The organism is Paenibacillus sp. FSL H3-0469, from assembly GCF_038051945.1.
Classification (GTDB): domain Bacteria; phylum Bacillota; class Bacilli; order Paenibacillales; family Paenibacillaceae; genus Paenibacillus_AQ.
Genome location: NZ_CP150302.1, coordinates 2,934,208 through 2,957,247 on the forward strand (window position 1 = coordinate 2,934,208; position 23,040 = coordinate 2,957,247).

At 55.2% G+C, this 23,040-nt stretch carries 20 protein-coding genes; 4 read left to right on the forward strand and 16 right to left on the reverse strand.

The features are described from left to right. Positions 1–33 precede the first annotated feature (33 nt). Positions 34–876, forward strand: coding sequence for a hypothetical protein (locus tag NSS83_RS12690; RefSeq protein WP_341184192.1), 843 nt, complete (start codon positions 34–36; stop codon positions 874–876). A 40-nt stretch (positions 877–916) separates the two neighbouring features. Here NSS83_RS12690 and NSS83_RS12695 read toward each other — a convergent pair whose 3' ends face one another. Then, on the reverse strand, positions 917–1,501 hold the full coding sequence (locus NSS83_RS12695) for a TetR/AcrR family transcriptional regulator (protein WP_341184191.1): 585 nt from the start codon (positions 1,499–1,501) through the stop codon (positions 917–919). Positions 1,502–2,044: 543 nt separating this feature from the next. On the opposite strand from NSS83_RS12695, the gene NSS83_RS12700 reads away from it, so the two are divergent. Next, positions 2,045–2,341 carry a transposase gene (locus NSS83_RS12700; RefSeq protein ID WP_341346726.1) on the forward strand — a complete coding sequence of 99 codons (297 nt, stop codon included), beginning with the start codon at positions 2,045–2,047 and terminating at the stop codon, positions 2,339–2,341. Between the two features lie 11 nt (positions 2,342–2,352). Beyond that, on the forward strand, positions 2,353–3,210 hold the full coding sequence (locus tag NSS83_RS12705; protein ID WP_341348716.1) for an IS3 family transposase: 858 nt from the start codon (positions 2,353–2,355) through the stop codon (positions 3,208–3,210). Positions 3,211–3,913: 703 nt separating this feature from the next. On the opposite strand, the gene NSS83_RS12710 is transcribed toward NSS83_RS12705, so the two are convergent. The 15 genes from NSS83_RS12710 to nifB form a co-directional block, all read right to left on the reverse strand. Beyond that, the gene (locus NSS83_RS12710; protein WP_341184190.1) at positions 3,914–4,909 is read right to left on the reverse strand and encodes an MBL fold metallo-hydrolase; all 996 of its coding nucleotides are present in this window, start codon (positions 4,907–4,909) and stop codon (positions 3,914–3,916) included. 41 nt (positions 4,910–4,950) lie between these two features. Next, the gene (locus NSS83_RS12715; RefSeq protein WP_341184189.1) at positions 4,951–5,688 is read right to left on the reverse strand and encodes a class I SAM-dependent methyltransferase; all 738 of its coding nucleotides are present in this window, start codon (positions 5,686–5,688) and stop codon (positions 4,951–4,953) included. 280 nt (positions 5,689–5,968) lie between these two features. Further along, complete coding sequence (locus NSS83_RS12720; RefSeq protein ID WP_036699929.1) at positions 5,969–7,675, reverse strand: alpha-glucosidase; 1,707 nt, start codon at positions 7,673–7,675, stop codon at positions 5,969–5,971. A 257-nt stretch (positions 7,676–7,932) separates the two neighbouring features. Next, a complete protein-coding gene (locus NSS83_RS12725) occupies positions 7,933–9,123 on the reverse strand; it encodes a collagen-like protein (protein ID WP_341348366.1) in 1,191 nt (396 codons plus the stop codon). Positions 9,124–9,435: 312 nt separating this feature from the next. Continuing rightward, the gene (locus NSS83_RS12730; RefSeq protein ID WP_341348367.1) at positions 9,436–10,206 is read right to left on the reverse strand and encodes a Cof-type HAD-IIB family hydrolase; all 771 of its coding nucleotides are present in this window, start codon (positions 10,204–10,206) and stop codon (positions 9,436–9,438) included. Positions 10,207–10,474: 268 nt separating this feature from the next. Continuing rightward, entirely contained in the window at positions 10,475–11,617 is a 1,143-nt protein-coding gene (locus tag NSS83_RS12735) for a homocysteine methyltransferase (protein ID WP_341348368.1), read from the reverse strand. Further along, entirely contained in the window at positions 11,614–12,366 is a 753-nt protein-coding gene (locus NSS83_RS12740) for a HesA/MoeB/ThiF family protein (protein ID WP_341348369.1), read from the reverse strand. Before NSS83_RS12740 ends, NSS83_RS12735 begins: the two co-directional genes overlap by 4 nt. Positions 12,367–12,402: 36 nt before the next feature. Beyond that, entirely contained in the window at positions 12,403–12,969 is a 567-nt protein-coding gene (locus tag NSS83_RS12745; RefSeq protein ID WP_341184184.1) for a DUF269 domain-containing protein, read from the reverse strand. Next, positions 12,953–13,363 (reverse strand): nitrogen fixation protein NifX, encoded by a 411-nt coding sequence (nifX, locus tag NSS83_RS12750; protein ID WP_341184183.1) that lies wholly within the window; start codon positions 13,361–13,363, stop codon positions 12,953–12,955. Before nifX ends, NSS83_RS12745 begins: the two co-directional genes overlap by 17 nt. Continuing rightward, positions 13,338–14,666, reverse strand: coding sequence for a nitrogenase iron-molybdenum cofactor biosynthesis protein NifN (gene nifN / locus NSS83_RS12755; protein ID WP_341184182.1), 1,329 nt, complete (start codon positions 14,664–14,666; stop codon positions 13,338–13,340). The genes nifX and nifN overlap by 26 nt, the downstream gene beginning before the upstream one ends. Next, positions 14,656–16,020: a nitrogenase iron-molybdenum cofactor biosynthesis protein NifE gene (gene nifE, locus NSS83_RS12760; protein ID WP_341348370.1), complete on the reverse strand. Its 1,365-nt coding sequence runs from the start codon at positions 16,018–16,020 to the stop codon at positions 14,656–14,658. Before nifE ends, nifN begins: the two co-directional genes overlap by 11 nt. A 214-nt stretch (positions 16,021–16,234) precedes the next feature. Continuing rightward, positions 16,235–17,794 (reverse strand): nitrogenase molybdenum-iron protein subunit beta, encoded by a 1,560-nt coding sequence (gene nifK / locus NSS83_RS12765; protein WP_341348371.1) that lies wholly within the window; start codon positions 17,792–17,794, stop codon positions 16,235–16,237. After that, positions 17,791–19,248 carry a nitrogenase molybdenum-iron protein alpha chain gene (gene nifD, locus NSS83_RS12770; protein WP_341348372.1) on the reverse strand — a complete coding sequence of 486 codons (1,458 nt, stop codon included), beginning with the start codon at positions 19,246–19,248 and terminating at the stop codon, positions 17,791–17,793. The genes nifK and nifD overlap by 4 nt, the downstream gene beginning before the upstream one ends. Positions 19,249–19,281: 33 nt before the next feature. Next, positions 19,282–20,148: a nitrogenase iron protein gene (nifH, locus tag NSS83_RS12775; RefSeq protein ID WP_036695744.1), complete on the reverse strand. Its 867-nt coding sequence runs from the start codon at positions 20,146–20,148 to the stop codon at positions 19,282–19,284. A gap of 6 nt (positions 20,149–20,154) precedes the next feature. Beyond that, positions 20,155–21,522, reverse strand: coding sequence for a nitrogenase cofactor biosynthesis protein NifB (gene nifB / locus NSS83_RS12780; RefSeq protein ID WP_341348373.1), 1,368 nt, complete (start codon positions 21,520–21,522; stop codon positions 20,155–20,157). A 635-nt stretch (positions 21,523–22,157) separates the two neighbouring features. On the opposite strand from nifB, the gene NSS83_RS12785 reads away from it, so the two are divergent. Further along, on the forward strand, positions 22,158–22,985 hold the full coding sequence (locus tag NSS83_RS12785) for a TerC family protein (protein WP_341184177.1): 828 nt from the start codon (positions 22,158–22,160) through the stop codon (positions 22,983–22,985). Positions 22,986–23,040: the final 55 nt, after the last annotated feature.

Below are 23,040 nucleotides of genomic sequence, written 5' to 3' on the forward strand. Positions count from 1 at the left end.
AATTATTTATAACAGGAAAGGTGCGAAGTGTGCATGACCTATTCGTTCGTAGTGGAGCCGCTGGCTGTCCAGGAGTTCGAGAGTGAGGATGAGCGGATTGAGCGGTGCAAGGAATGGAATCTTCTGCCCGGGTCAGCCACCCGGGTCAAGACTTATCTGTACAAGCGGCAGGGCCTGACCCTGCCTTGTGAAATCGTAGGGTTTGTGGATAATCAGACGGTGGTGGTCCAGTTCGAGAATAAGCAGCAGCATTGTATCCACCCGGCGTACCTCAAAGAAATGCAGACCGGAAGCTTCGGCCAGCGCGCGCAAGCGGCGGCGGATGCACGGTCCGAGGACCCGGCAGAAGCTGCCGGAGAAGCCGAGCTGCTGGAGAACCAGCCGGTTGAGGGTGATCCGGAGGTTCGCGGTGAGGCTGATGCGGAGGGTCCGGGAAATGCTGGTGCTGCGGAGGGCGATACTGCTGAGCGTGCAGAGAGTGGGAGTGCTGCGGAAGGTAAGAGCGCTGCGGAGACAACGGCTCCTGCAGAGAAGCCGCGTAAGCCAGCCGCCTCCAAAAAGAAGCCTGCCCTGCAGCTGCCGGAAGACAAGCTTAAGGTTACAGCGGTTGTCAAAGAATTCACGACCGTTCCCAACCATTTCTCGGATAACGATGATGAAGTGATTATCTATGACAATGTAGTGATAGAAGGGCATGAGCTGGCCATTGACGAAGTCTGGTCAAGCCACAGTGCCACGCTGAAGAAGCTGGAGCTCAAGGAGGGCGACCCCGTTTCTTTTGAAGCGAAGATTGTAGCCAAGAAGCTCTCCCAGCATCCGGTCAAATACAAAATCAACAACCCGTCCAAGATGAAGGTGATTCAGCCGGATTCTTAAGAATGGGAATAACCGCAGGCCGCTGGACGGCACAGGTAACTTATTGTCTAGGCAGAGCCTCCAGCGGCTGCGGTCCCATCTGATTGCGTTCGAGGAGGATAGTGATATCCTCTATCAGCTTTTTGGCCGAAATAGGCAGCGAGTGTGTAATCCACCATTCCATGACTCCCACAGCAGCAGAGGCCATAAAATGCAGCAGCATCTCCTTGTTCATCCCCTGGTTCACACCATCCATATCGATCTGCTCCGCCAGTCCTTCCATCAGCATTGCATGCAGACGGCTTCTTAAGGCAGGAATGCCGCTGTTATTAATTAATGTAATGAAGACGGTGGCATGCTGCTCCACATATTCAGCCGTACGCAGCAGAGGACCGGAAGAGGTGAAATCCAGATTCTCCTGGACGCCCATACAGCGGTCACGCAGCTCCGTCATTTCCTTCTCAACACACTGATCCAGCAGATCATATTTGTCTACAAAATGCAGATAGATAGTCCCTCTGCTGACATTAGCCCGCTCCGCAATCTCATGTACCGTAATCTGCTCAAAGCCCTTCTCTTCCATCAGACTAAGAAACGCCTTAAAAATAGCATCCCGCGTCTTCCCGATCCGCCTGTCCACCGCCATCTCTCTTACATCTCCTTCGCCTGAGCACTTAGTTGCATTTATTATATTTAACAGTTGTCAAAAAAACAACAGGTGTGCAGAATTCAGGTGCACTTTCGGCTAATTCAGGTGCACTTGTGCTCTTCATTTTCGCTTCCCGCCGACTTTTGGCTAATTCAAATGTATTTGTGCTCTTCATTCACGCTTCCCGTCCGCTTTCGGCTAATTCAGGTGCACTTGTGCTCTTCATTCACGCTTCCCGCCCGCTTTTGGCTAATTCAGGTGCACTTGTGCTCTTCATTCACGCTTCCCGCCCGCTTTCGGCTAATTCAGGTGCACTTGTGCTCTTCATTCACGCTCCCCGGCCACTTTCGGCTAATTCAGGTGCACTTGTGCTCTTCATTTTCGCCTTTAGCCGACTTTTGACTAATTCAGGTGCACTTGTGCTCTTCATTCACGCTTCCCGCCCGCTTTCGGCTAATTCAGGTGCACTTTGCTGTTAGTGTTAACCGTGGACACCCGTTAAGAGAATAGAGATAATTAGTTTAACGAGGAGGTGTCCCCATGAGTGGAACACGGAGAAGCTACAATGAAGAATACAAAAGACAGACCGTCAAGTACATCCAGGAGCAGACGAAAACGGTAGCGGAATTGGCCCTGGAGCTGGACATCCCCGCCAAAACGTTGCATAAATGGCTAGGACAGTATCGGCAGTTTGAGAATGAGCCCATCATTACTCCAGACAAATACAGAGAGCTGGAACGTCAACTGAAGGAGAGGGAGCGAGAGCTCGCAGACCTGACCGAAGAGATGGCCATCCTAAAAAAAGCAGTGCACATCTTCAGCAACCCAAAGAACTGAGATTTCAGCTTATTGAAGATCATCGCTCCGAGTTCCCTGTGGAGAAGATGTGCCGTGTCTTTCAGGTGTCCCGGAGCGGTTATTACAAATGGAGAACAGCAGAACCTAGCCCCCAAGCCACCCGCAAAGCGTTGCTATTAAAGCGGATAGCCTATCATTTCCATGACTCTAAGGGTCGCTATGGCAGTCCCAAAATCAAGGTTCTCCTCGAACGTGAAGGGCACCGGGTCAGTGAACGCACCGTAGGAAAGTATATGAAGGAACTCGGTCTGCGCTCTTGTGTCGCGAAACGATTTCGGGTATGCACCACCGACTCCAACCATCCGTTACCCATTGCCCCCAACCTGTTGAACCAGCAATTTCACACGGAAAAGCCGAACCAGACGTGGGTGGCGGATATCACCTACATTCCCTGCCGGGAAGGACGGATGTACTTGGCGAGCGTACTGGACCTGTGTACCCGGGAGATTGTCGGCTGGCGGCTTAGCGACCGGATGACCACTGACCTCGTACAAGGCGCTCTGGACGCTGCTTATCAGGCCAAACGCCCCGGGAAGGGCTTGATTCATCATTCGGATCGGGGCTCCCAGTACGCCTCTGCAGACTACCGGGAACGCCTAAAGTCGTACCAGATGACTGCAAGCATGAGCCGCAAAGGAAACTGTTATGATAACGCCTGTATCGAATCGTTTCACAGCCTCTTAAAAAAAGAGTTGGTGTACTGGAATCGATTTAAAACGAAGCAACAGGCGTATGATGCCATCTTCCAGTACATTGAATTTTTCTACAACCGCAAACGAATCCATGGGGCGCTGGGTTACGTTTCTCCGGTTCAGTTTGCAGCCACATTTAAGCGAAAAACGATGTAGTTGTTGTCTACTTTCTTGACAGGAGTCCACTTGTGCTCTTCATTTTCGCTTCCCGCCGACTTTCGGCTAATTCAGGTGCACTTGTGCTCTTCATTCACGCTCCCCGGCCACTTTCAGCTAGATCAAAGGGATTTATCCCTCTGATTATCACATCTCACCACTTACAGATAACTTTGGAGGAGGAATGAGTAGTGTTGTTGACAGGCTGCAAACTTCACCAATAAATTAGTCATTTCTTTCAGGTGTTCCAATAGTCGAGGTTTCCAGAAGAGTGTGAGGGCAACAATAGGTTAATGAGCGGTTTTCGGTCAGCAGGTTGTGTGCAGCGGGGGCATCAGCAGCGGGTATAAGCGGAGGGTTATGAGCATTGAATTAGGGCTACGTATTGTGAGCTGTGAGTTGCATGTTATGGGCTACGTTTCGTAAGTTGCGTGTGATGAGCTATGTGTGATGAGCTACGTGTGATGAGCTACGTGTGATGAGCTACGTGTAATGAGCTACATGTAATGAACTACGTGTAATGAGCTACGTGTAATGAGCTACGTTTGATGAGCTACGTGTAATGAGCTACGTGTGATGAACTGCGTGTTATGAGCCACGTGCATGTGTGATCAACTACATGTGATGAAATGCAGGTTAGTGGCAGCAGAGTACAATATCTTGTAATCTGCTGCCAGCAGCCTGCACCGTTTCCTGCGCCGGCTTACTCCACAGCCGTGAAAAACAGGCTGCCGCCAGGCCCAGCCTCCGTTTCGGCTGCCCGCCCCCGGCGCACCAGCTCGGCCAGGTGGGCCAGCGCCTCGCTCATGGCGAACCGCATCTGGTGCGCTGTCGCGACCCGGCTGCGGAACAGCCCCTCGCAGACCGCGAACCCGCTCTGCGGTCCGCCTGCGAGCAGCGCGGCTGTAGTATCCAGCCGCTCCTCATGATGCCGGAGCAGGCTGTCCGCCCGCGCCGTGAACCCCGGGAACGGTTCCCGGTGGCCCGGGAACGCCAGCGTAACCCGCAGGCTGCGCAGCTCCTGCAGCCCCTCCAGAAACGTCAGCAGCGGCTGCGGATCGCTGCCCGGCTGCAGGCCGACATTGGGCGAGATCTGCGGCAGCACAGCATCGCCGCAGAGGATCTGCCCGCTGCCGCCGTGGTAGAACGACACATGCCCCGGCGCATGCCCGCCTGTGATAATGGGCTGCCATTTCCGGCTGCCCATCACAAACGGCTCCGCGTCATTGATATAGGTGACCTCCGGCTGCGGGGTCACCTCAGGCAGGAAGCTATCCAGATGCTCCCGGATACCCGCAAGCCACTCCTCCGGCATCCCATACCGCCGGAAAAAGAGCGGCAGCGCCTCATTCAGAGTCGCCGCTTCCCCCCAGGCCAGACCGGCCTCGGCATGCGCCCGTTCGCTCATCCATACCCGCGCTCCGCTGCGGGACTGCATCCAGCCCGCCAGCCCGTAATGGTCGGGATGATGGTGGGTCACCACGATATCCCGCACCTGCGTCCAGGTAAGGCTCAGTGCCTCAAGCACCCCCTGCCAGGCAAGCTCGGCAGCCGGTGTATGCGGGCCTGGATCAATGACCGTAACCCTGCCGTCCTTATCCGGCAGCAGATAGCTGTTAACCTGGCGCAGCGGCAGCCCCATTGGCACCGATACCTGAAGAACTCCGCCGTCCCAAGCTTGAATAATCTCCTTGTTCAACCTTCCTCCGCCTCCTCTAAGCCCTCTCCCTGATGCCATCTCTAAGGTCTACCTCCCATGAAGATCATGCGGGCCGAGGATTCAGCGTTATATTCCTCTTCATCGTAGCCGCCGTGAACAGTATCCAGCCGCAGCCCGGCAGCGGCAAGCATTCTGCGGAAATCCTCCAGCGTGTAGAGCTTTACCCGTTCCTGGCACTTGCGGGCCGGAGCGTTCCCGGCCTTCGAGGTCAGCAGGATATCCTTTTTCACATACCCCTCCTCGATCCGGCGGGTCTCGTCAATCCGAACATCTCCGTCCTCCCGGACCGAATGGGGCACCAGATGGCGGATGACGTAAGCCGGGTTCAGGAAATCAATGATGAACCGGCCCCCCGGCTTCAGCATCCGGCAAATCTCCTTAAGCACCTTAATCTGCTCCTCATCCTCTTCAAAATACCCGAAGGAAGTGAACAAATTGACCACAGCATCGAAGCCGCCCGCAAGCGGAAGCTCCCGCATATCCGATTGCAGCCAGGTTACCTGCTCTGCCCCAGCCTGCGCACACGCCTCACGCAGCAGCACCTTCGACAGATCCACACCTGTTACTTCATAGCCAGCCTGCGACAGAGCCAGTGAATGGCGGCCCATGCCGCAGCAGAGGTCCAGCACCTTCGCGCCCCGGGGCAGGCCAAGCCACTGGATCATGCTCTCCACCTCATGACGCGCACCGCTGAAATCCCTGTGTCTGTATACAATCAGATAGTCCTCGCCAAAACATTTCTCATACCACTCACTCATCTCTCTCCTAGCTCCCTCCATACTCCGCTTCACCGCACGGGCTTATCCCTGTCTCTAATAACGCCTATTGTACCGCCTTTTACTGTAGAAGCCCAGCGAAGTCACAGACCTGCAACACATAATCATTTATTTATAATTAAAGGAACAGGATCACTGTGCGGATAAAAAACGTATGATCTCGCAGCGTATATGTATTCGGTTTTACGCATAACAAACAGCAGTCCCGGTACTTCCGCCGGGACTGCTGCACATCTCCAGATCCGGTTGTAGGTTCGTTCGCTTAAGCAGAACCCTGATCTAACCGCTGCAGATACACGCGCGCTTCATAAGGGCGTAGCTTCAACTGCTGGAGATCTTCCTCCTTGGCAGGCTCATAATTGGAGATCAGCAGCTCCAGCTTCGCGGCAGTCTGGAATTCCTCCGGCAGCTCGAAGACCGGCTCATGTCCGAAGAAATTCAGAATCACGAGCAGGCGCTGATCCTCCAGCGTCCGGGTATAGGCATAGATTTCGGGATGCTCCTCCAGCAAGAGTCCGTATTCACCATAGACGATGACCTGATGTTTTTTGCGGAGCTGGATGAGCTTCTTATAATAGTTGTAAATAGAGTCCGGGTCCTTGACGCTGCTGGCCGCGTTAATCTCCCGGGAGTTCGAGTTGACCCTGATCCAGGGCGTACCTGTGGTGAACCCGCCTTCCTCGCCATCATCCCATTGCATCGGAGTCCGGGCATTGTCACGGCTCTTGGTATGAATCGCAGCCATGATGTCGGCTTCGGGAACACCGGCGTTGCGCTTTTCCTCATAATAGTTCAAGGTCTCCACATCCCGGTAATCATCGATCGACTCGAAGGCCACATTGGTCATGCCGATCTCCTCACCCTGATAAATATACGGCGTGCCTTCAAGCATATGAATGAAGGTGGCGAGCATCTTGGCCGACGGCACCCGGTAGTACAGGTCATCGCCGAACCGCGAGACTGAGCGCGGCTGGTCATGGTTACACAGATAGTTGGCATTCCAGCCCCGGTTATGCAGGACGGTCTGCCAATCGCTGATGATCGCCTTAAGATCTGTCAGCTTCCAAGGCACCACATCCCACTTCCCGCTGCCCGGCGAGGCAGCATCCAGATTCATATGCTCGAACTGAAAGGTCATATTCAGCTCACGGCGTCCGTCACCGACATAATCCAGCGCCTGCTCCGGCCCAAGCCCCGAGGTCTCCCCTACCGTCATGATATCGTAGTAATAGAGCACCTGATCGTGCAGATTCTGCAGCAGGGTATGCACATGATTCAGGTTCGAGAACATGTCATAGGCGCGGACCGTCGGAGTACCGCCAGGATTCAGGGCATCCGGATAGCCCTCTGCCTTCACAATATGGGCAATGGCATCGAAGCGGAAGCCGTCCACCCCCTTCTTCAGCCACCACTGCACCATCTCGTGCAGCTTATCGATGACCGCCGGATTCTCCCAGTTGAGATCGGGCTGGAACCGGGAGTACAGGTGCAGATAATATTCATCCGTCCGGGGGTCCAGCTCCCAGACCGAGCCGCTGAAGTAGGATTCCCAGTTGTTCGGGGGGCCGCCGTTTTTGCCTTTGCGCCAGATATAATAGTCCCGCTTGGGATTGTCCTTCGAGCTTCTCGATTCCACGAACCACGGATGTTCATGCGAGGTATGATTCAGCACCAGGTCCATCATCAGCTTCATGCCGCGGGAATGCATCTCACGCAGCAGTTCATCGAAATCCGCCATCGTTCCGAATTCCTTCATAATGTCGCAGTAGTCACTGATATCATAGCCATTGTCATGGTTCGGGGATTTATAAATCGGGCAGACCCAGATCACATCCACGCCGAGCTCCTGCAAGTAATCAAGCTTCGACAAGATCCCGCGCAGATCTCCAATTCCGTCGCCGTTACTGTCCATGAAGCTGATCGGATAAATCTGGTAGACTACGCTCTCTTTCCACCATTTAGGGTTCAATTCAGACGCCTCCGCTCTTGATTCCTGTTGTATAAGACATTTAATATATCTTAACCATACTCACTGAAGTGAATAACAATTTATTTTAAAAGACATGCGCCGCTCCCTTCGCCATCAAGCTGAGAAGAGCCGTCTTTCATTGAGGGATTTCCAACCTTTTGGATCATTGCTGCAAAAAAATGCGGGGTACCCGATCGGGTACCCCGTTCCTTTACCAAACCGCTCTCTATCCAAGCAGTTTGGTCTGTTTTAACCTGCTATGCAAGCTGTTTAATTACAATCGAAGCATTCACATTGGCTTGCGTCCCTCCAGCCAGCGTCTGCAATGTGACAGCAGCAGCCGAGCTGTGGTTCCGAAGCGTCAGTACATCTCCAGAGGACAAGGCAAGGATAGCTTGCCCAGTGTTCTGCTGGGTTCCTGCACCTGAACCGTAGACTGTTCCCGGAACCTGCGCCCCGTTCACGAATAAGGCAAATTGGCTGGGCTCCACTCCGGACACGGAGAAATTAACCTCATAACTCCCTGCATTAGTTACCGAAATTGTAGTTGTACCAGGGGCATGTGTAATCCCGGGGGTCAGCAGTCCGTTCGTATCAAAAGACACATCTGCCTCAATCGGCACTACCTGCGCACCGAGGTTATAGACGTAGCCGAACTGGGCAATTCCGCCAGCCGCTCCTGTGGCACCGGTTGCCCCGGCCGGTCCGGCGGCTCCAGTTGCTCCAGTTGCACCTGCAGGCCCTGCTGTGCCCGTAGCACCGGTTGCCCCCGCTGGCCCGGCAGCTCCCGTTGCACCGGCTGGTCCCGCTGGGCCTATAGCTCCTGCTGCTCCGGCGGGCCCCGCCGGGCCTATAGCTCCTGCTGCTCCGGCGGGCCCCGCCGGGCCTATTGCTCCCGCTGCTCCGGCAGGTCCCGCCGGGCCTGCCGGACCGATGCCGCCTAGCGCCCCGGCGGCTCCTAGCGCTCCGGCTGTGCCCGCTGCTCCCAGTGCGCCTTGTGCTCCGGCGGCTCCCAGCGCTCCCGCTGCTCCCAGCGCTCCCGCTGCTCCGGCTGCCCCCAGAAGCCCGGCAGCTCCACGGGCACCTGCTGCTCCGGCCGCTCCGCCTGCTCCCGCTGCTCCAGCCGCTCCCAGCGCTCCCGCTGCTCCGGCTGCTCCCAGCGCTCCCGCTGCTCCGGCCGCTCCCAGCGCTCCGGCGGCTCCCGCTGCCCCCGCTGATCCCAAGGCCTCTACTGCTCCAGCCGCCTCCAAGGCTCCTGCTGCTCCAGCCGCTCCCAAAGCACCTAATGGAATATTAACGCGGACAATTTGCTTTTTGACAATAATCTTCTTGCAGTTGCATTTGTTGTCCTTCCGTTTTCTCGCAGGACGTTTCGCTCTTGGCAGAGGGCATCCCGTAAGCTCCTCTTTGCAGCTCCGCTTTTTCTTCTTTTGTTCCATACTCCCCATATCCCTCACCTCCTATAGACTCTATGTATCCTACTCCATTTACCCAAGAGGGGCATGGACATTTATCCCGTAGGCATATATTTATTTTGGGTAAACCGGCCTGCGATTGCCCCAGTGATCATATTTGATCGCAGTTCGACTACTTCTGCTGTATGGAGTGAAACCCGTTCAAAATGCAAAAAAAAGTATTCGATTGCATAAACTGCAACCGAATACCCGTCTAAGCCTTACTGCTCCGGGCAACGCCCCTGGAGGTAAGCATATCCTCTCGTAAGTTTAATGAAATGAGACACAGCAACCGGGTTCTCCTGCCTACAGCAGCCCGACCATCTTCAAGCCTTCATAGATGCCGTCCTCACGGACAGACTTCGTAATGAAGGAGGCGGCCTCCTTCGCTGCCTTCTCGCCGTTGCCCATGGCAATGCCATACCCGACATACCCCAACATCTCTACATCGTTCAGGCCATCGCCAAAAGCATAGACTTCTTCCTTCTCCACCCCGATCACCTTCAGCATCTCCGCGATCCCGTTCGCTTTGGAGCCGTTGCCGGGCAGCACATCCATACACAGCGGGTGCCAGCGGATGAAATTCAGCTCAGGGTACCGCCCGGCATATACCACCTGGCTCTCCTGCGGACAGAAGATCATCGCCTGGTAAATGTCATTTTTCAGAAAATATCCCGCATCATGCGTCGGAAATACCAGCTTCAGCGAACCAACGCTCGTATTAATGTACTCATGATCGGCCACATTCACTCTCATGCCCGCCGTATCCGTATACGCAACAGGGTGATCCAGCTTCTCCGCGAACAAGGTCAGCTCCTCCAGCACGCTGGTCGCAATCGGGTTCTTGTACACCGGCTTCCCTTCATAGACCACATATTGCCCGTTCAGCGAGACATACGAGTCAATCCCCAGCTCCTCGCGCAGCCCCTCGAACATATAATCCGCTCTTCCGGTAGCAATTGCTACATGGTGCCCGCGTCTCTTCAGCTCCGCTATCGCTTCTCTGGTGGAAGCTGGAATATTCTTGTCTTCATCATAGATCGTACCGTCAATATCGAAAAATACCGTTTTCTTCAAAGTGATGCCTTCCCTTCTCCATACGCTCTGCCTATTTACAGCCTGCTCAAATTGTAACAAAATCCTCCGTCAAAGTGGAGTCTATTCTCCCCGCCGCCCTGCCAGACCAGGATATCATCAGCCATTGTATTCCAAAAAAAAAGCTGCGCTGCACTCCACATGGAGAACAGCCCAGCTTAAGCATCAACATATATAAAACGCTATCGCTCCTACAGCTCCAAATTTCCCCTCCGCTTCTTTTTGCTTTTTGTTATCTATAGTGCGTTGCCTACACCGCATTCTGCGCGCGCTGCTGTTCTTCCATCAGCCACTGCAGCAGCATGACTTCCGGCACAGTGCCCTTGCGGGCCTCAGCGTAGGCCCGGACCTTCTCCAGCAGACGGCCGGCCGTCTCGGCGCTGACCGCAAGTCCCAGCTGCTCCAGCACATGAGCCACGCCGCCGCTGCCTGAATGCTTGCCCAGCACGAAGCGGTGCGCCCGTCCAACCACCGCCGGATCGAAGAACTGATACGTCTCCTGCTCCTTCATCAGCCCGTCCACATGAATCCCGGATTCATGGGTGAAGGCGAGCTGCCCCACGACCGGCTTCGCATCACCGACACTGCGGCCGGATGCGGCAATGACCTTGTCTGCGAGGCCCTGGAGCCCCTCCAGCCGGACCGCACATTCCCCGCCGTACAAATAGCGCCAGGCCATGGCAACTTCCTCCATGGCCGCATTGCCGGTCCTCTCGCCAATCCCGGCCACCGTCGTACTGGCCCACACCGCTCCGGCCGCTATGCCGCTGAGCGTGTTCGCGCAGGCCAGCCCGAAGTCATTGTGGCAGTGTACCTCCAGCTCCACATCCCCAGGCACTTCTCCCAGCAGCCGGCTTACCCGCTCTGCCATCTGGCCCGGATGATGGGCCGAGACGGTATCTGCATACCTGAACCTGCGGATGCCTTCCTTGTATAAGGTATTCACCACTTCAATCAGGAAGCTCAACTCCGCCCTGGAGGAATCCTCCATGCCTGCCGATACGGTCATACCCTGCCGCAGCCCGTACTCCACGGTACGCAGCAGCTTGTTCAGACCTTCCCGGGGCGTCAGCCCCAGCTTGCCCTGCAGCTGAATCTCCGACACTGGAATGGAGATATGGCTCCAGTTCAAGCCGGTAGCCTTGGCCTTGTCAATATCTGCGGGGACCGAGCGGTTCCATGTCATTAGCTTCATGGGTAATCCCAGCTCAGCAACAGCGGCAATATCCTCCTGCTCCCGCTTGCCCATGGCAGGAATGCCTACCTCTGCCTGCTCTACTCCGCTCTCCGACAGCAACTTTGCGATTTCCAGCTTTTCCGCCCTCGTGAATGAAACTCCAGCCGCCTGTTCACCATCCCTGAGTGTCGTGTCACATAGCTTGAGACGTTTCACGGTTTACCTCCCTCTCCGCAGCAAGCGCAATTCGGATTACGGGCAATACGGACGCTATAACAGGCGAAGTCGAGTGAGCTGAAGCGATGCATTACGCCCGCGTAAGTTGTCCCTACCCCTGTAATCCATTTTACGGCCTCCAGCGCTGCCAGACAACCGGCAATCCCGGAGGTGGCGCCCAGAACCGGGAAGCCGAGCGGCTCCCACTGCGGCGGCAACTCCGGATACAGGCATTCGAGGCAAGGCGTAAGTCCGGGAATCACTGTAGTGAGCGATATTTCAAAGCCATACATGGCCGCCTCCACCATCGGTGTATTCGTATCCACACACAGCCGGTTCAGCGCATAACGCTCCGGGAAGTCGTAGCGGGCATCGATTACAATATCGGCTGCTTCTACCCAAGGCCATGCCGCAGGATATTCAATTCTGGAATTATAGCCTTCAATCTCAACATGCGGATTCAGCTGCTTCAGCCGGGCAATCGCCGTACTCATCCGCTCCTGGCCCAGATGCTCACTGCCCATCAGAATCTGCCGGTTCAGATCCGGGGCCACAATCACCCCCTCATGAGCCAGAATAAGCCGGCCCACGCCAGCCGCCGCCAAATAGAGTGCAGCCGTTCCGCCAAGCCCGCCGATTCCGGCCACCATAACTGTCGCTTCCTTCAGCGCCTTCTGCCCGTCTTCCCCGAGCAGCCTCAGCTGCCGGGTGTACCGTTCCAGCTCCAAACCTCCGGCAAGCTGCTCCATTCCTGACTCCCCCTGTGACTGAATTCATATTACTCCCTAGCCCTCCAGGCTAAGCAGGCCATGCGCTGAAGTCATCTCCGTATATTTCTCCAGAAAAGCCATTCCTTCTTCAATACACTCCACCCCGTACGAAATCGTCTTCTCAGCCGAAGTGAACGGGAAGGGAAAGCCGGCCCTCAGGCTCTTAAGCACCACAATGACTCTGCCGCTGTAGAGCAGCCCCCGGCCGAAGCCCTCGCCGTTAATCTCTGCTGTACTCTGGATCATAAGGCCGCATCTCTCCTCCATAACGCCTGCCATGGCCTGGAACAGCAGCGGCACCTGCTGGCGGACCTTGGACGACACCGCACAATTGAATTCCGATTGATCCTTATCCCCGGCAGATGCCAGGAACAGCTTCGCGATCTTCTCCAGCGGAGGAAGACTGCTGTTACGTCCGAAGAAGTCCCCGGCGTCCAGCAGATGACACAGACGCCGGATCAGGGCATCTGCGGTCTCCGGATTCAGCTCCTTACGTGCTCTGGGACTGCGCTGCCTCGCCGCCGCAGCTCCCGGAATCACCATACCCTGCAGCGCCGCACGCTCATTAGCCATGGGTTCCATTCGCTTCTCCTCCTTCATTCTCTTCCGCTTCCTCTGCCCGCAGCACCTTGGCCAGCCACATCGGCGGCTTGCCCTGAAGCATCTCGACCAGCCGCTTCAGCTGCTCCTCGATAGGGCTGCCCATCGGAACCTTCACCGGCATAATCTTCCGGCGTGTTACCCGCGCAGCAGCCGATGCGCCGATCTGCATGATGAAGATCAGAGTACAGTCGCCTACAGAATCCAGGCGGCTTTCGATTTTGCCAGCTTCATCCTGGTGCGGTACGGCAGACAGTCTGCGCAGCTCCACCAGCTCGGCCCCGGCTTTCGTTACATTATATACAGCGAACATCGGACTCTGTCCGAAATGCGCATTCACACGGCTTCCATCATCTGTGGCGAACGCTACTTTCACGGCTGCCTGCCTCCCTTTGCATTAACAGATTCCCTGCTTTATTACTCCATTCCATGGCTCCCCGGTACCCGGCCGAGACGGACATGTAAGCGCCAAGCTCATTCCAGACCGGGAACCCGGCCGGCATGAAGGCGGCACCCGTCCGCTGTGCCCCGGCAATCCCGTGGGAATTGCTGATCCAGAGATCAGCCCCCTTGCCCAGCACCTCGGCATCATCCAAATCGCCCACCCACACCTCGCGCTCCATTCCGGCAATGAGCGGGGTCTCAAACGAAGTGATCAGCGCCTTCTGCTCTACGCCCAGCTCCTCCAGCCACCCCGAGACCGAATGCAGATGATCCGGTTCCAGTGCGGCAAGCACCGACATTCCGGCAAATTGAAAATGCGCGTCCAGCATGCTGTCGAGCAGATTCTCCCGCTGCCAGCAATACCGCAGCGGCACCGGCTCCCCGCTGATCTGATGCAGGAAATGCAGCAGTTCATCGGTTGCTTTAAGCCCCATCGCCCCCTCGAATACCTTATACGGGGTACCTATGGCATTATGCAGCCGTCTGGCCGGACGCTCCATACTGCCGCCCACGGCAATCGTCAAAGCGGACTGCAGGCTCTGGAGCATAGAGTCCAGCGGAACCCCGCCGCGTGTCAGCGGCGAGAAGCCGGTAAGCAGATGGCCGGACAAGGAAGTCGAGATATCCGGCAGCGCAATCACCTCGAAGCCGAAGGAGGAGATGATCTCCTTCAGCTCCATCACATCGGCCGGGGTTAAGAACGAGCCCGGCAGCAGGGTAATCTGCCGGGTGTTCACGCTTCTTTGCCCCCGGTGTCCTACCTGCTGGATCATCTCGTCAATCATAGACTCCACCGTAGAGCTGAAGCCCGATTCCAGCGATCCGCGAAAATCTGGCAGAACCACAGAGAAGGCGAGACCTCCGCGCATATTCCGCTCTCTTTTATACGTCTTAAGCATGTTCTGATAATCCACACCGGCTACATCCGTCAATTCCGTCCCAATAATGCCGATGATATCCGGGCGGTGCTTGCTCAGCACCAGATTCAGCGCCTCCTCCAGATTGCGGTTGGCATCGAAGATGACATCCATCTCCTGCAGCGCCGAGGTCTGCACGGCAATCGGTTCCCGGAAATGACGGGTCAGGAGCGCCTTCGGAAAAGCGGAGCAGCCCTGGGAGCCGTGAATCAGCGGCATGGCCCGGTAGCAGCCCTGCAAGGCCAGTACGGCACCCAGCGACTGCCCGATCTTCATCGGGTTGACTGATGCGGGCTTTTTTCTCCGGTTAACGGTCATAGGGCGGCGCCTCCTTATCCCAGGGAGCAGGGCTTGCCGCCAGCTTCCAGATCGGGTTCGCAAGTGAATAGGTCAGCTCTTTGGCCAGCCGCAGCAGCCCTTCATATCCGGCATACGCTTTGTGGCGCTCCTGATTAATATCAATGAAGGGAATCTGCTCTTTCATCGCCACATACATATTGCGGCCGCCCGCAATCATAATATCCGCCTTGCGCTCTCTTACCGTCTTGATAATCCGGCTGGCCCCGCCCTCGGGAATGTATTCCGTATCATCTCCTACGCGGTCGGCAATCCGCCGCACATCATCCTCCGTGCTTTTGTTCGTGCCTACCCCGACGACCTGAACGCCCAGCTCCTTCAGGGCCGAGATGACGGACCAGCTTTTGACCCCGCCCGTATAGAGTACAGCCCGTTTCCCCCTCAGCAGCTTGCGGTAAGGCCGCAGCTCCTGGCTTAACCTGGCTTCCTCCCGCTCGGTGAGCCGGTCCACACGCCGCTCCATCTCCCGGTCATTCATCAGATAGGCCATCTGGCGCAGCGAATAGGTCGTCTCCTTCGCACCATAGAACGAGCCTTCGAAATACGGGATACCGTATCTCGACTCCATCTCCTTGGCAAGGCCGAGCAGCGCCCGGCTGCAGACCACCATATTCACTCTCGCCCGGTGCGCCCACGTAATCTCCTTATAGCGGGCATCCCCCGTAATCCGCGAGGTTACGGCGATCCCGGCGCTGTTCATCAGCTTCTCAATATCCCACATCTCACCGGCGATATTGTACTCCCCGATCAGATTCACCCCGAGATCCGTCTCCGGCTCCGGCTCTCCCGTCCCGATGACATACTGCAGCAGCGCATCCCCCGCCAGCCGGTTCCCGAGATTCTTGCTCCCGACGAAGCCGGGGCTGTTCACCGGGATCACAGGAATCCCGATCCGGTCCGCCGCCTCCTTGCAGACCGCATCCATATCTTCGCCGATCAGCGCGGTCACGCAGGTTGAATATACAAATATTGCCGGAGGCGCAAAGCGCCCGGCAATATAATCAATGCTGTCCTTCAATTTCTTCTCGCCGCCAAAAATAATATCAGAATCCGTAAGATCCGTAGCGAAGCCATATTGGGACAGGGAGGGGCCGCTGGATAACGCGCCTCTGCTCTCCCAGCTGTTACCGGCGCAGGCAATCGGTCCATGAACCAGATGTGCAGCATCCATAATCGGCAGCAGCGTGATCTGGGCTCCGTCGAAGGAGCAGCCCCCAGCAGCTTCGCCCGGCTTGGGCCTTGGACAGGGCTTCGCCTTAGGGGCCATGCTCCCGCAAGCCTGGGAATCAAATTCATCTTGCCGTAAAGGGTCCATCGGCTCTTCATCTCCTTCGCTTAAGAGGCTTGTGTTCCACACGAATCTTGCGCACTCCCTGATGAGGCAGGTGCCCATGATGGCAAGAATCCCGGCCCTTCGCCGCCCCTACCGGATGAACTGCAGCCGCAACAACCGCTGCCGCATATTCCGGGGGGAGGAGAAGGCCAGGTTAGCAATCCAATCCTCTTATAATGGCTACAGACAAACGGCTCTAGCGCACCAGCTCAAAATTAAAGCCGGAGTTATGATCATCAAGCTGCTGCAGAATCGTGTTCACGATCAGGCTGAGCAGATTAAGTGTTCCCTGATACCCGATAATCGGATAACGGTGCATGTGATGGCGGTCGAAGATCGGGAAGCCGACCCGCACCAGCGGCACCTCCGCATCCTTGGCGGCAAATTTCAGATGGGAGCTGCCAATCGCCAGATCCACCTTGTCATTCAGCAGCAGCGAGCGCATATGCCACAGGTCTTTGCCGACATGCACAGTAGCTTCGGTGCCATACGGACTTGCTGCCAGCAGCGCTTCGGCCTCATCCTTGAACTTCACTTCATTGAAGTCCACATCACCGTTCGAGCAGATAATATGCACCGGCTCCATCCCGGTCTCCAGGCAGAACCCGATCAGGCCAATAAGCAGATCCGGGTCGCCTACCAGCGCTACCCGCTTGCCGTGCAGGTAAGGGTGACTGTCCATCAGCGCATCCACGACACGGCCGCGTTCTTCCGTAAGCACTGCTGGAATCGGGAGGCCGGTCAGCTCACTGATCGTAGCCAGCAGAGTATCTGTGCCCTTAATGCCCAGCGGCGTGGATAACGCTGCCAGCTGCTGGTTCCAGGTACCGCTGATATATTCCTGGGTCTTCTTCAGCGTATACTTTTGCAGAGAGAGGGTTGCAAGCGCATTGGCTGCCTGCGGAACATCCGCAAGCTTCGTACCGCCGTAGTAGTATTCATACTCTCCGGTTGCCGGTGAATCGTAGTTCCCGCTGTGGTCTCCAAGTAGGGTGTACTTGGTATCGAAGGCTCCCAGAATCTTGCGCAGCTCTGCAAAATTGCCGGTGTACGGCTCAAAGCCCAGCATCACATTCAGCTTCTCTCCGCTCTCCGCGCCGCTTCCCGGCTTGCTCTCTATACCCGAACGGGTATAGAGGTAGCTCAGGATACCCTTGATCATGGCATCGTAGCCAGTGATATGTGAGCCGACGAAGCTCGGGGTGTTGCAGTAGGCCACCGGATATTCCTCACTGATCACCCCTTTAATGCGGGCATTGCCGATAAAAGAGTTCAGGTCATCCCCGATGACCTCAGCCATACAGGTGGTACAAATCGCAACCATCTCCGGTTTGTACAAGGCGACACTGTTCTCCAAACCGTCAATCAGGTTGTTCATCCCGCCGAATACGGCTGCATCCTCCGTCATGGACGTGGACACGGACGGCGTAGGCTCCTTGAAGTGACGGCTGAGATGACTGCGGAAGTAGGCGTTGCAGCCCTGCGATCCGTGTACGAACGGCAGCGTCTTCTCGAACCCGAGTGCGGCCATGACCGAACCCAGCGGCTGGCACGCTTTATGCGGATTGATCACCACATTCTGGCGGCTGAAATTCTTCTCCATATATTCGGCAGACTTGGAGTACGCGAGTGCTTCGGCGGTCTCCTTCTCGCTGCAGGGAGCTTCGAACTGCTTCTTGTTCTCCCGCTGCTGCACATAACGCTCTTCCTTGAACAAGCTGGTATTATCTTTAATGTTCAGTTCATCCCTGCTCATACGCCCGCCTCCTTCGGCTCCATTGTTCCTTTTCTGCTCACCAGATCCCATACCGGGCTGTTCACAGTCATATCCATATCCTTCGCAAATACCTTAAATCCGTCGAAGCCGTGATACGGGCCGCTATAATCCCAGGAATGCATCTGACGGAACGGCACACCCATCTTGTGATAGACATATTTCTCCTTCACGCCTGAGCCTACCAGATCAATGTTCATCTTCTTCGTAATTTCTTCCAGCTCGTAAGCTGTGGGATCATCCATGACAATGGTTCCCTCGGCAAGCATCGGGAGCATCTTCTCATAGTCATCCTTGTGGGCGAATTCATAACCGGAGGCTACGATATCCATCCCCAGATCTTCATAAGCGCCGATGGTATGGCGGGAACGCAGGCCCCCGATCATCAGCATGACGGTTTTATTTTCCAGACGCGGTCTGTATTTGCGGATCACTGCATCCATAACCGGCTTATATCTGGCGATCATCTGCTCGCAATTCTCCTGAATCGTAGCATCGAAAAGCGCTGCAATCGCCCGCAGGCTCTCATACGTCTTCGTTGGCCCGAAGAAATTGTATTCCAGCCAAGGGATGCCGTAGGCCTTCTCCATATGGTCCACCATATAGTTCATGGAGCGGTGGCAGTGGATCAGGTTCAGCTTCGCCTTGTGGGCTATCTCCAGCTCGTTCAAAGAGCCGTCACCGGACCACTGGGCAATAACGCGCAGGCCCATCTCTTCAAGCAGGATACGTGAGGCCCAGGCGTCGCCGCCAATGTTATAGTCGCCGATGATATTCACATCGTAGGGACCGGTCTCCGCCAGCTCGGCACGGCCCATCACGAAGTCACGGATCGCATCGTTCGCAATATGATGGCCCAGCGACTGGCTGACCCCGCGGAAGCCTTCGCAGCGTACCGGAACAATCGGCATCGCAAGCTCCTTGGACATCTTCTTCGACACCGCTTCGATATCATCGCCGATCAGGCCGACCGGACATTCCGACTGGACAGAGATCCCCTTTGCCAGCGGGAACATCTCGGTAATCTCACGCATAATGACGGCCAGCTTCTTATCCCCGCCGAACACGATATCCGTCTCCTGAAAATCACTGGTAATCTGCATCGCCGTAAAGTTATCGATGCCAAGCGTCCCATTCGCAAAGTTACGGCGTGAGCCCCAGCTATACTGTCCGCAGCCCACCGGCCCGTGACTGATATGGACCATATCCTTGATCGGACCCCAGACCACCCCTTTGGAGCCGGCATAGGCGCAGCCGCGCGGGGTCATCACACCCGGACGGGATTTAATATTGGACTTCACCGCACACGTGCTGCAATCAATGGCCTTTTCATCCGCCACCTGAAAATGCTTCTCGCGGTCCTTCCGCGCCTTTTTGGGATAGGCTTCCAGAATCTCCTCAACCAGCTTCTGATTCTCTTCAATACTCAGTCCCATGATTTGACCCTCCTTTTCTCTTCGCCTCAGAGTTTATTGCCCGGAAGCCTGGAGCTTCTTGATCGCAGCTTCTTCATCTTCAATGATGCCGAATTCCATCAGCAGCTCTTCCAGCTCTTCCATCGAGATCGGGGTGGGGATCGTCAGCATTTTGTTATTGAGAATCTTCTCGGCCAGGATTTCATATTCTTTCGCCTGCTGGTGCTCAGGGTTATATTGGGCTACGGTCATTCTGCGCAGCTCGGCATGCTGAACGATGTTATCGCGGGGAACAAAGTGAATCATCTGTGTGTTCAGGCGGCGGGCCAGCTCCATGATCAGCTCATCCTCACGGTCAGTATTCCGGCTGTTACAGATCAGGCCGCCGAGTCTTACGCCGCCGCTGGTCGCATATTTCAGGATACCGCGGGCGATATTGTTGGCTGCGTACATCGCCATCATCTCGCCGGAGCAGACGATATAGATCTCCTGGGCCTTGCCCTCACGGATCGGCATGGCGAATCCGCCGCATACCACGTCACCCAGTACGTCATAGGAGACGAAATCCAGATCCTGATAGGCGCCCTCCTGCTCCAGGAAGTTAATCGCAGTGATAATCCCGCGCCCTGCGCAGCCTACCCCCGGTTCCGGCCCGCCGCACTCTACGTTGATAATGTCGCCGAATCCTGTCTGCAGCACATCCTCAAGCTCCAGATCCTCTACGGAGCCAAGCTCAGCCGCCAGCTCCAGCACGGAGTTCTGGGCTTTGGTATTCAGGATCAGACGGGTGGAATCCGCCTTCGGGTCACAGCCTACGATCATGACTCTTTGTTCAAATTTGGTGGCCAGCTGAGCCAGGGTGTTTTGTGAAGTTGTCGATTTGCCGATACCGCCTTTACCGTAGAAAGCTATTTGTCTCATTGTTCATCATCCCTTCGAAATGTTTATATTTTCAAAATAAGAGCTGTACTTCACACTTTCGAGAATGGCTTCCTGAATGCCGCCTTTGCGGACAAGAGGCAGGACACCGATTTTGTTCAGGCTGGCCCTTGGGGCCTCGCCGATGCCGGAGCAGAGAAGAATGCGGCAGTCACTTAGAATCGATATAATTTCTTGCAGCGTAGCTGCTTTGTCACCGTTACAATCGGCCTTCCCATGGCAGTAGGCCTGGATCTTGCGGACACCCAGGAGCTGTACATCCGTTCCGTCGGTGTCATAGACCAGGAACTCAGTGGCATGACCGAAATGCTGATTCACCTTGTCGCCGCCTCTGGTGGCAACCGCAACCCGTGTCTTCGGCCCTCCGGTCTGAATGCGTCTGGCCTGTTTGGCTAAGACATGCTCGCGGATTTTGGTGTCCAGCTCACTCTGGAACATCGCCCGGGCTTCTTCATTAATGACCGGCTCGGCCTCCATCGCTTCCAGCGGAAAATCGGGATTGCGGTCCTGGCCCAGCAGCCCGATCGCATCGGCCCGGCATTGCCGGCAGTGACGCATAACCTTCATCCCCCCGCGGCCCAGCTGCTCCTGCAAATTAAGCAGTTCCTTCGGACGGGGCGCCTTGCGGCCATCCGCTTCATACTGGCTGCCCGGTGCGATAATAAGAGGTGTTACATTGTGCAGTGTAGCCCCGAGCTCTTTTACCCGCGCTGACACGGCAGTCAGATGATGATCGTTAACCCCCGGAATCATAATGGAATTCACTTTGACCAGAATCCCCAGCTTGGCCAGCATTTCAAGTCCCAGTAATTGACGGCTGATCAGCAGCCCGGCTGCCTCTCTGCCTTCGTACCGGACCCCTTCATCGAACACCCACGGATAAATCGCCTGGCCTACATCAGGGTCGATCGCGTTGATGGTGATCGTGACATGACGGATGCCCAGCTCCATAATCTCATCCACATGCCGGTACAGCGTAAGTCCGTTAGTGCTGAGACAGAGGGAGATATCAGGCACATGTTTCCTGACCCGGGCGAAGGTATCGAAGGTCTGCTCCGGGTTCGCCAGCGGATCTCCCGGTCCGGCTACACCCACTACCGAGAGCTGCATCAGTTGGGCCGCAACTCCCCGTACCTTGCGTTCCGCCTGCTCCGGAGTAAGCACCTCACTAACCACGCCCGGCCTGCTCTCATTTACACAGTCGAACTTGCGGTTACAGTAATTGCACTGGATGTTACAGGCGGGAGCAACCGGGATGTGCATCCGGGCATAAAACCGGTGAGCCTCCTCGCTGTAGCAAGGGTGGCGGCTAATTTCCTCCTCCGCTTCACTTGATAGACATGACGGCTGCATCATTTCCCACCTCCTGAAAGTTTTGTAAGCTAAGCTTCTCTGCGCATTCTGCGTACAAAACTCGCTTCGGAAGCATTAACTTAAGTTTTGCGGTTCAAATGGCCTTTGTTTGGTTAATGTTATTTTATCTAACATTTCACTTCACTTGGCCGCTTTAATTAGTCTCATCATATTTTCATTACCGGGGATCGTCAATTAGCCCAACGTTTATTTCGCCCTTTATTTCCTTTTGTTTGCAGTTTCGCCATATGATATGTCAACTTATATGACTCATACTTACCATGTTTCCGTTTTCAGGCCTGTCATTTTCTATTGATATTTGTTCTCAAAAGGCATTGACAATGCCTCTTAACTCGGATATGATACTTTTAGCCAGAAACGAATCACCTAAAATTTCATATAATCCCGTAAAGGGGAGTAGCTGTTAGATAAAATCGTCAATACGAGAGTATGAGGATATTCTCCGGTTTTATCGGCAATAGATTATTGTTAGCGAGACCTTTACCAACCAGGTTACCTTTATTCCAAAGGCTAATCTGTTTGGTAAAGGTCTTTTTTATATATATTTTTGGTTAAACTAATGGTATCACCGTTAGTTTCGCAAAAAAGCAGCTAAACCACTTGAGGAGGAAACAGCAATGGATTGGGGACTATTATTAGAATACGGATGGGTATTGCTCGTTCTCGTAGCACTGGAAGGGCTGCTTGCCGCAGACAACGCACTTGTACTAGCGATTATGGTTAAACATCTTCCTGATGAGGAACGTAAAAAGGCATTGTTCTACGGATTGGCCGGAGCTTTTGTGTTCCGGTTCGGATCGTTGTTCGTCATCTCCTACCTGGTAGACATCTGGCAGGTACAAGCCATCGGTGCGCTATATCTGTTATTTATCGCGGGGAATCACATCTTCCGAAAGGTCTTATTCGCTAAGCCGGTCACGGAAGAAGCCGCTGAGAGCGGAAGTCCTGGAGCTGTAAACAAGAAGAAAGCCAGCTTCTGGTTCACTGTACTTAAGGTTGAAGTAGCAGATATTGCCTTTGCCGTAGACTCCATCCTCGCAGCCGTAGCCCTGGCCGTTGCGCTTCCGGCAAGTGGTATCCGCAACATCGGCGGCCTCGACGGCGGACAGTTCCTTGTAATCTTCGCAGGCGGCTTCATCGGTCTCGTCATTATGCGGTTCGCTGCCTCCTTCTTCGTTAAGCTGCTTCACACCCGTCCGGGTCTTGAGGTTGCTGCCTTCTTCATCGTCGGCTGGGTTGGGGTTAAGCTCGCAGTTATCACCTTGGCCCACCCTGCTCTGGGTGTATTGTCCGAAGACTTCGCACACAGCACCTGGTGGAAACTGACCTTCTATGTCGTTCTGATCATTATTGCGGCCACAGGCTGGTTCATGAGCAGTGTCAAAACCGAAGAGAATGCCTCTGAGAATCCGGTCAAGGAAGTCGACAAGCAGCTCGGAAAGTAAGACCTCCGGCCATTTGAATAAGTCAGATTCTTAAATTTTTCAAAAGCTTTAAATG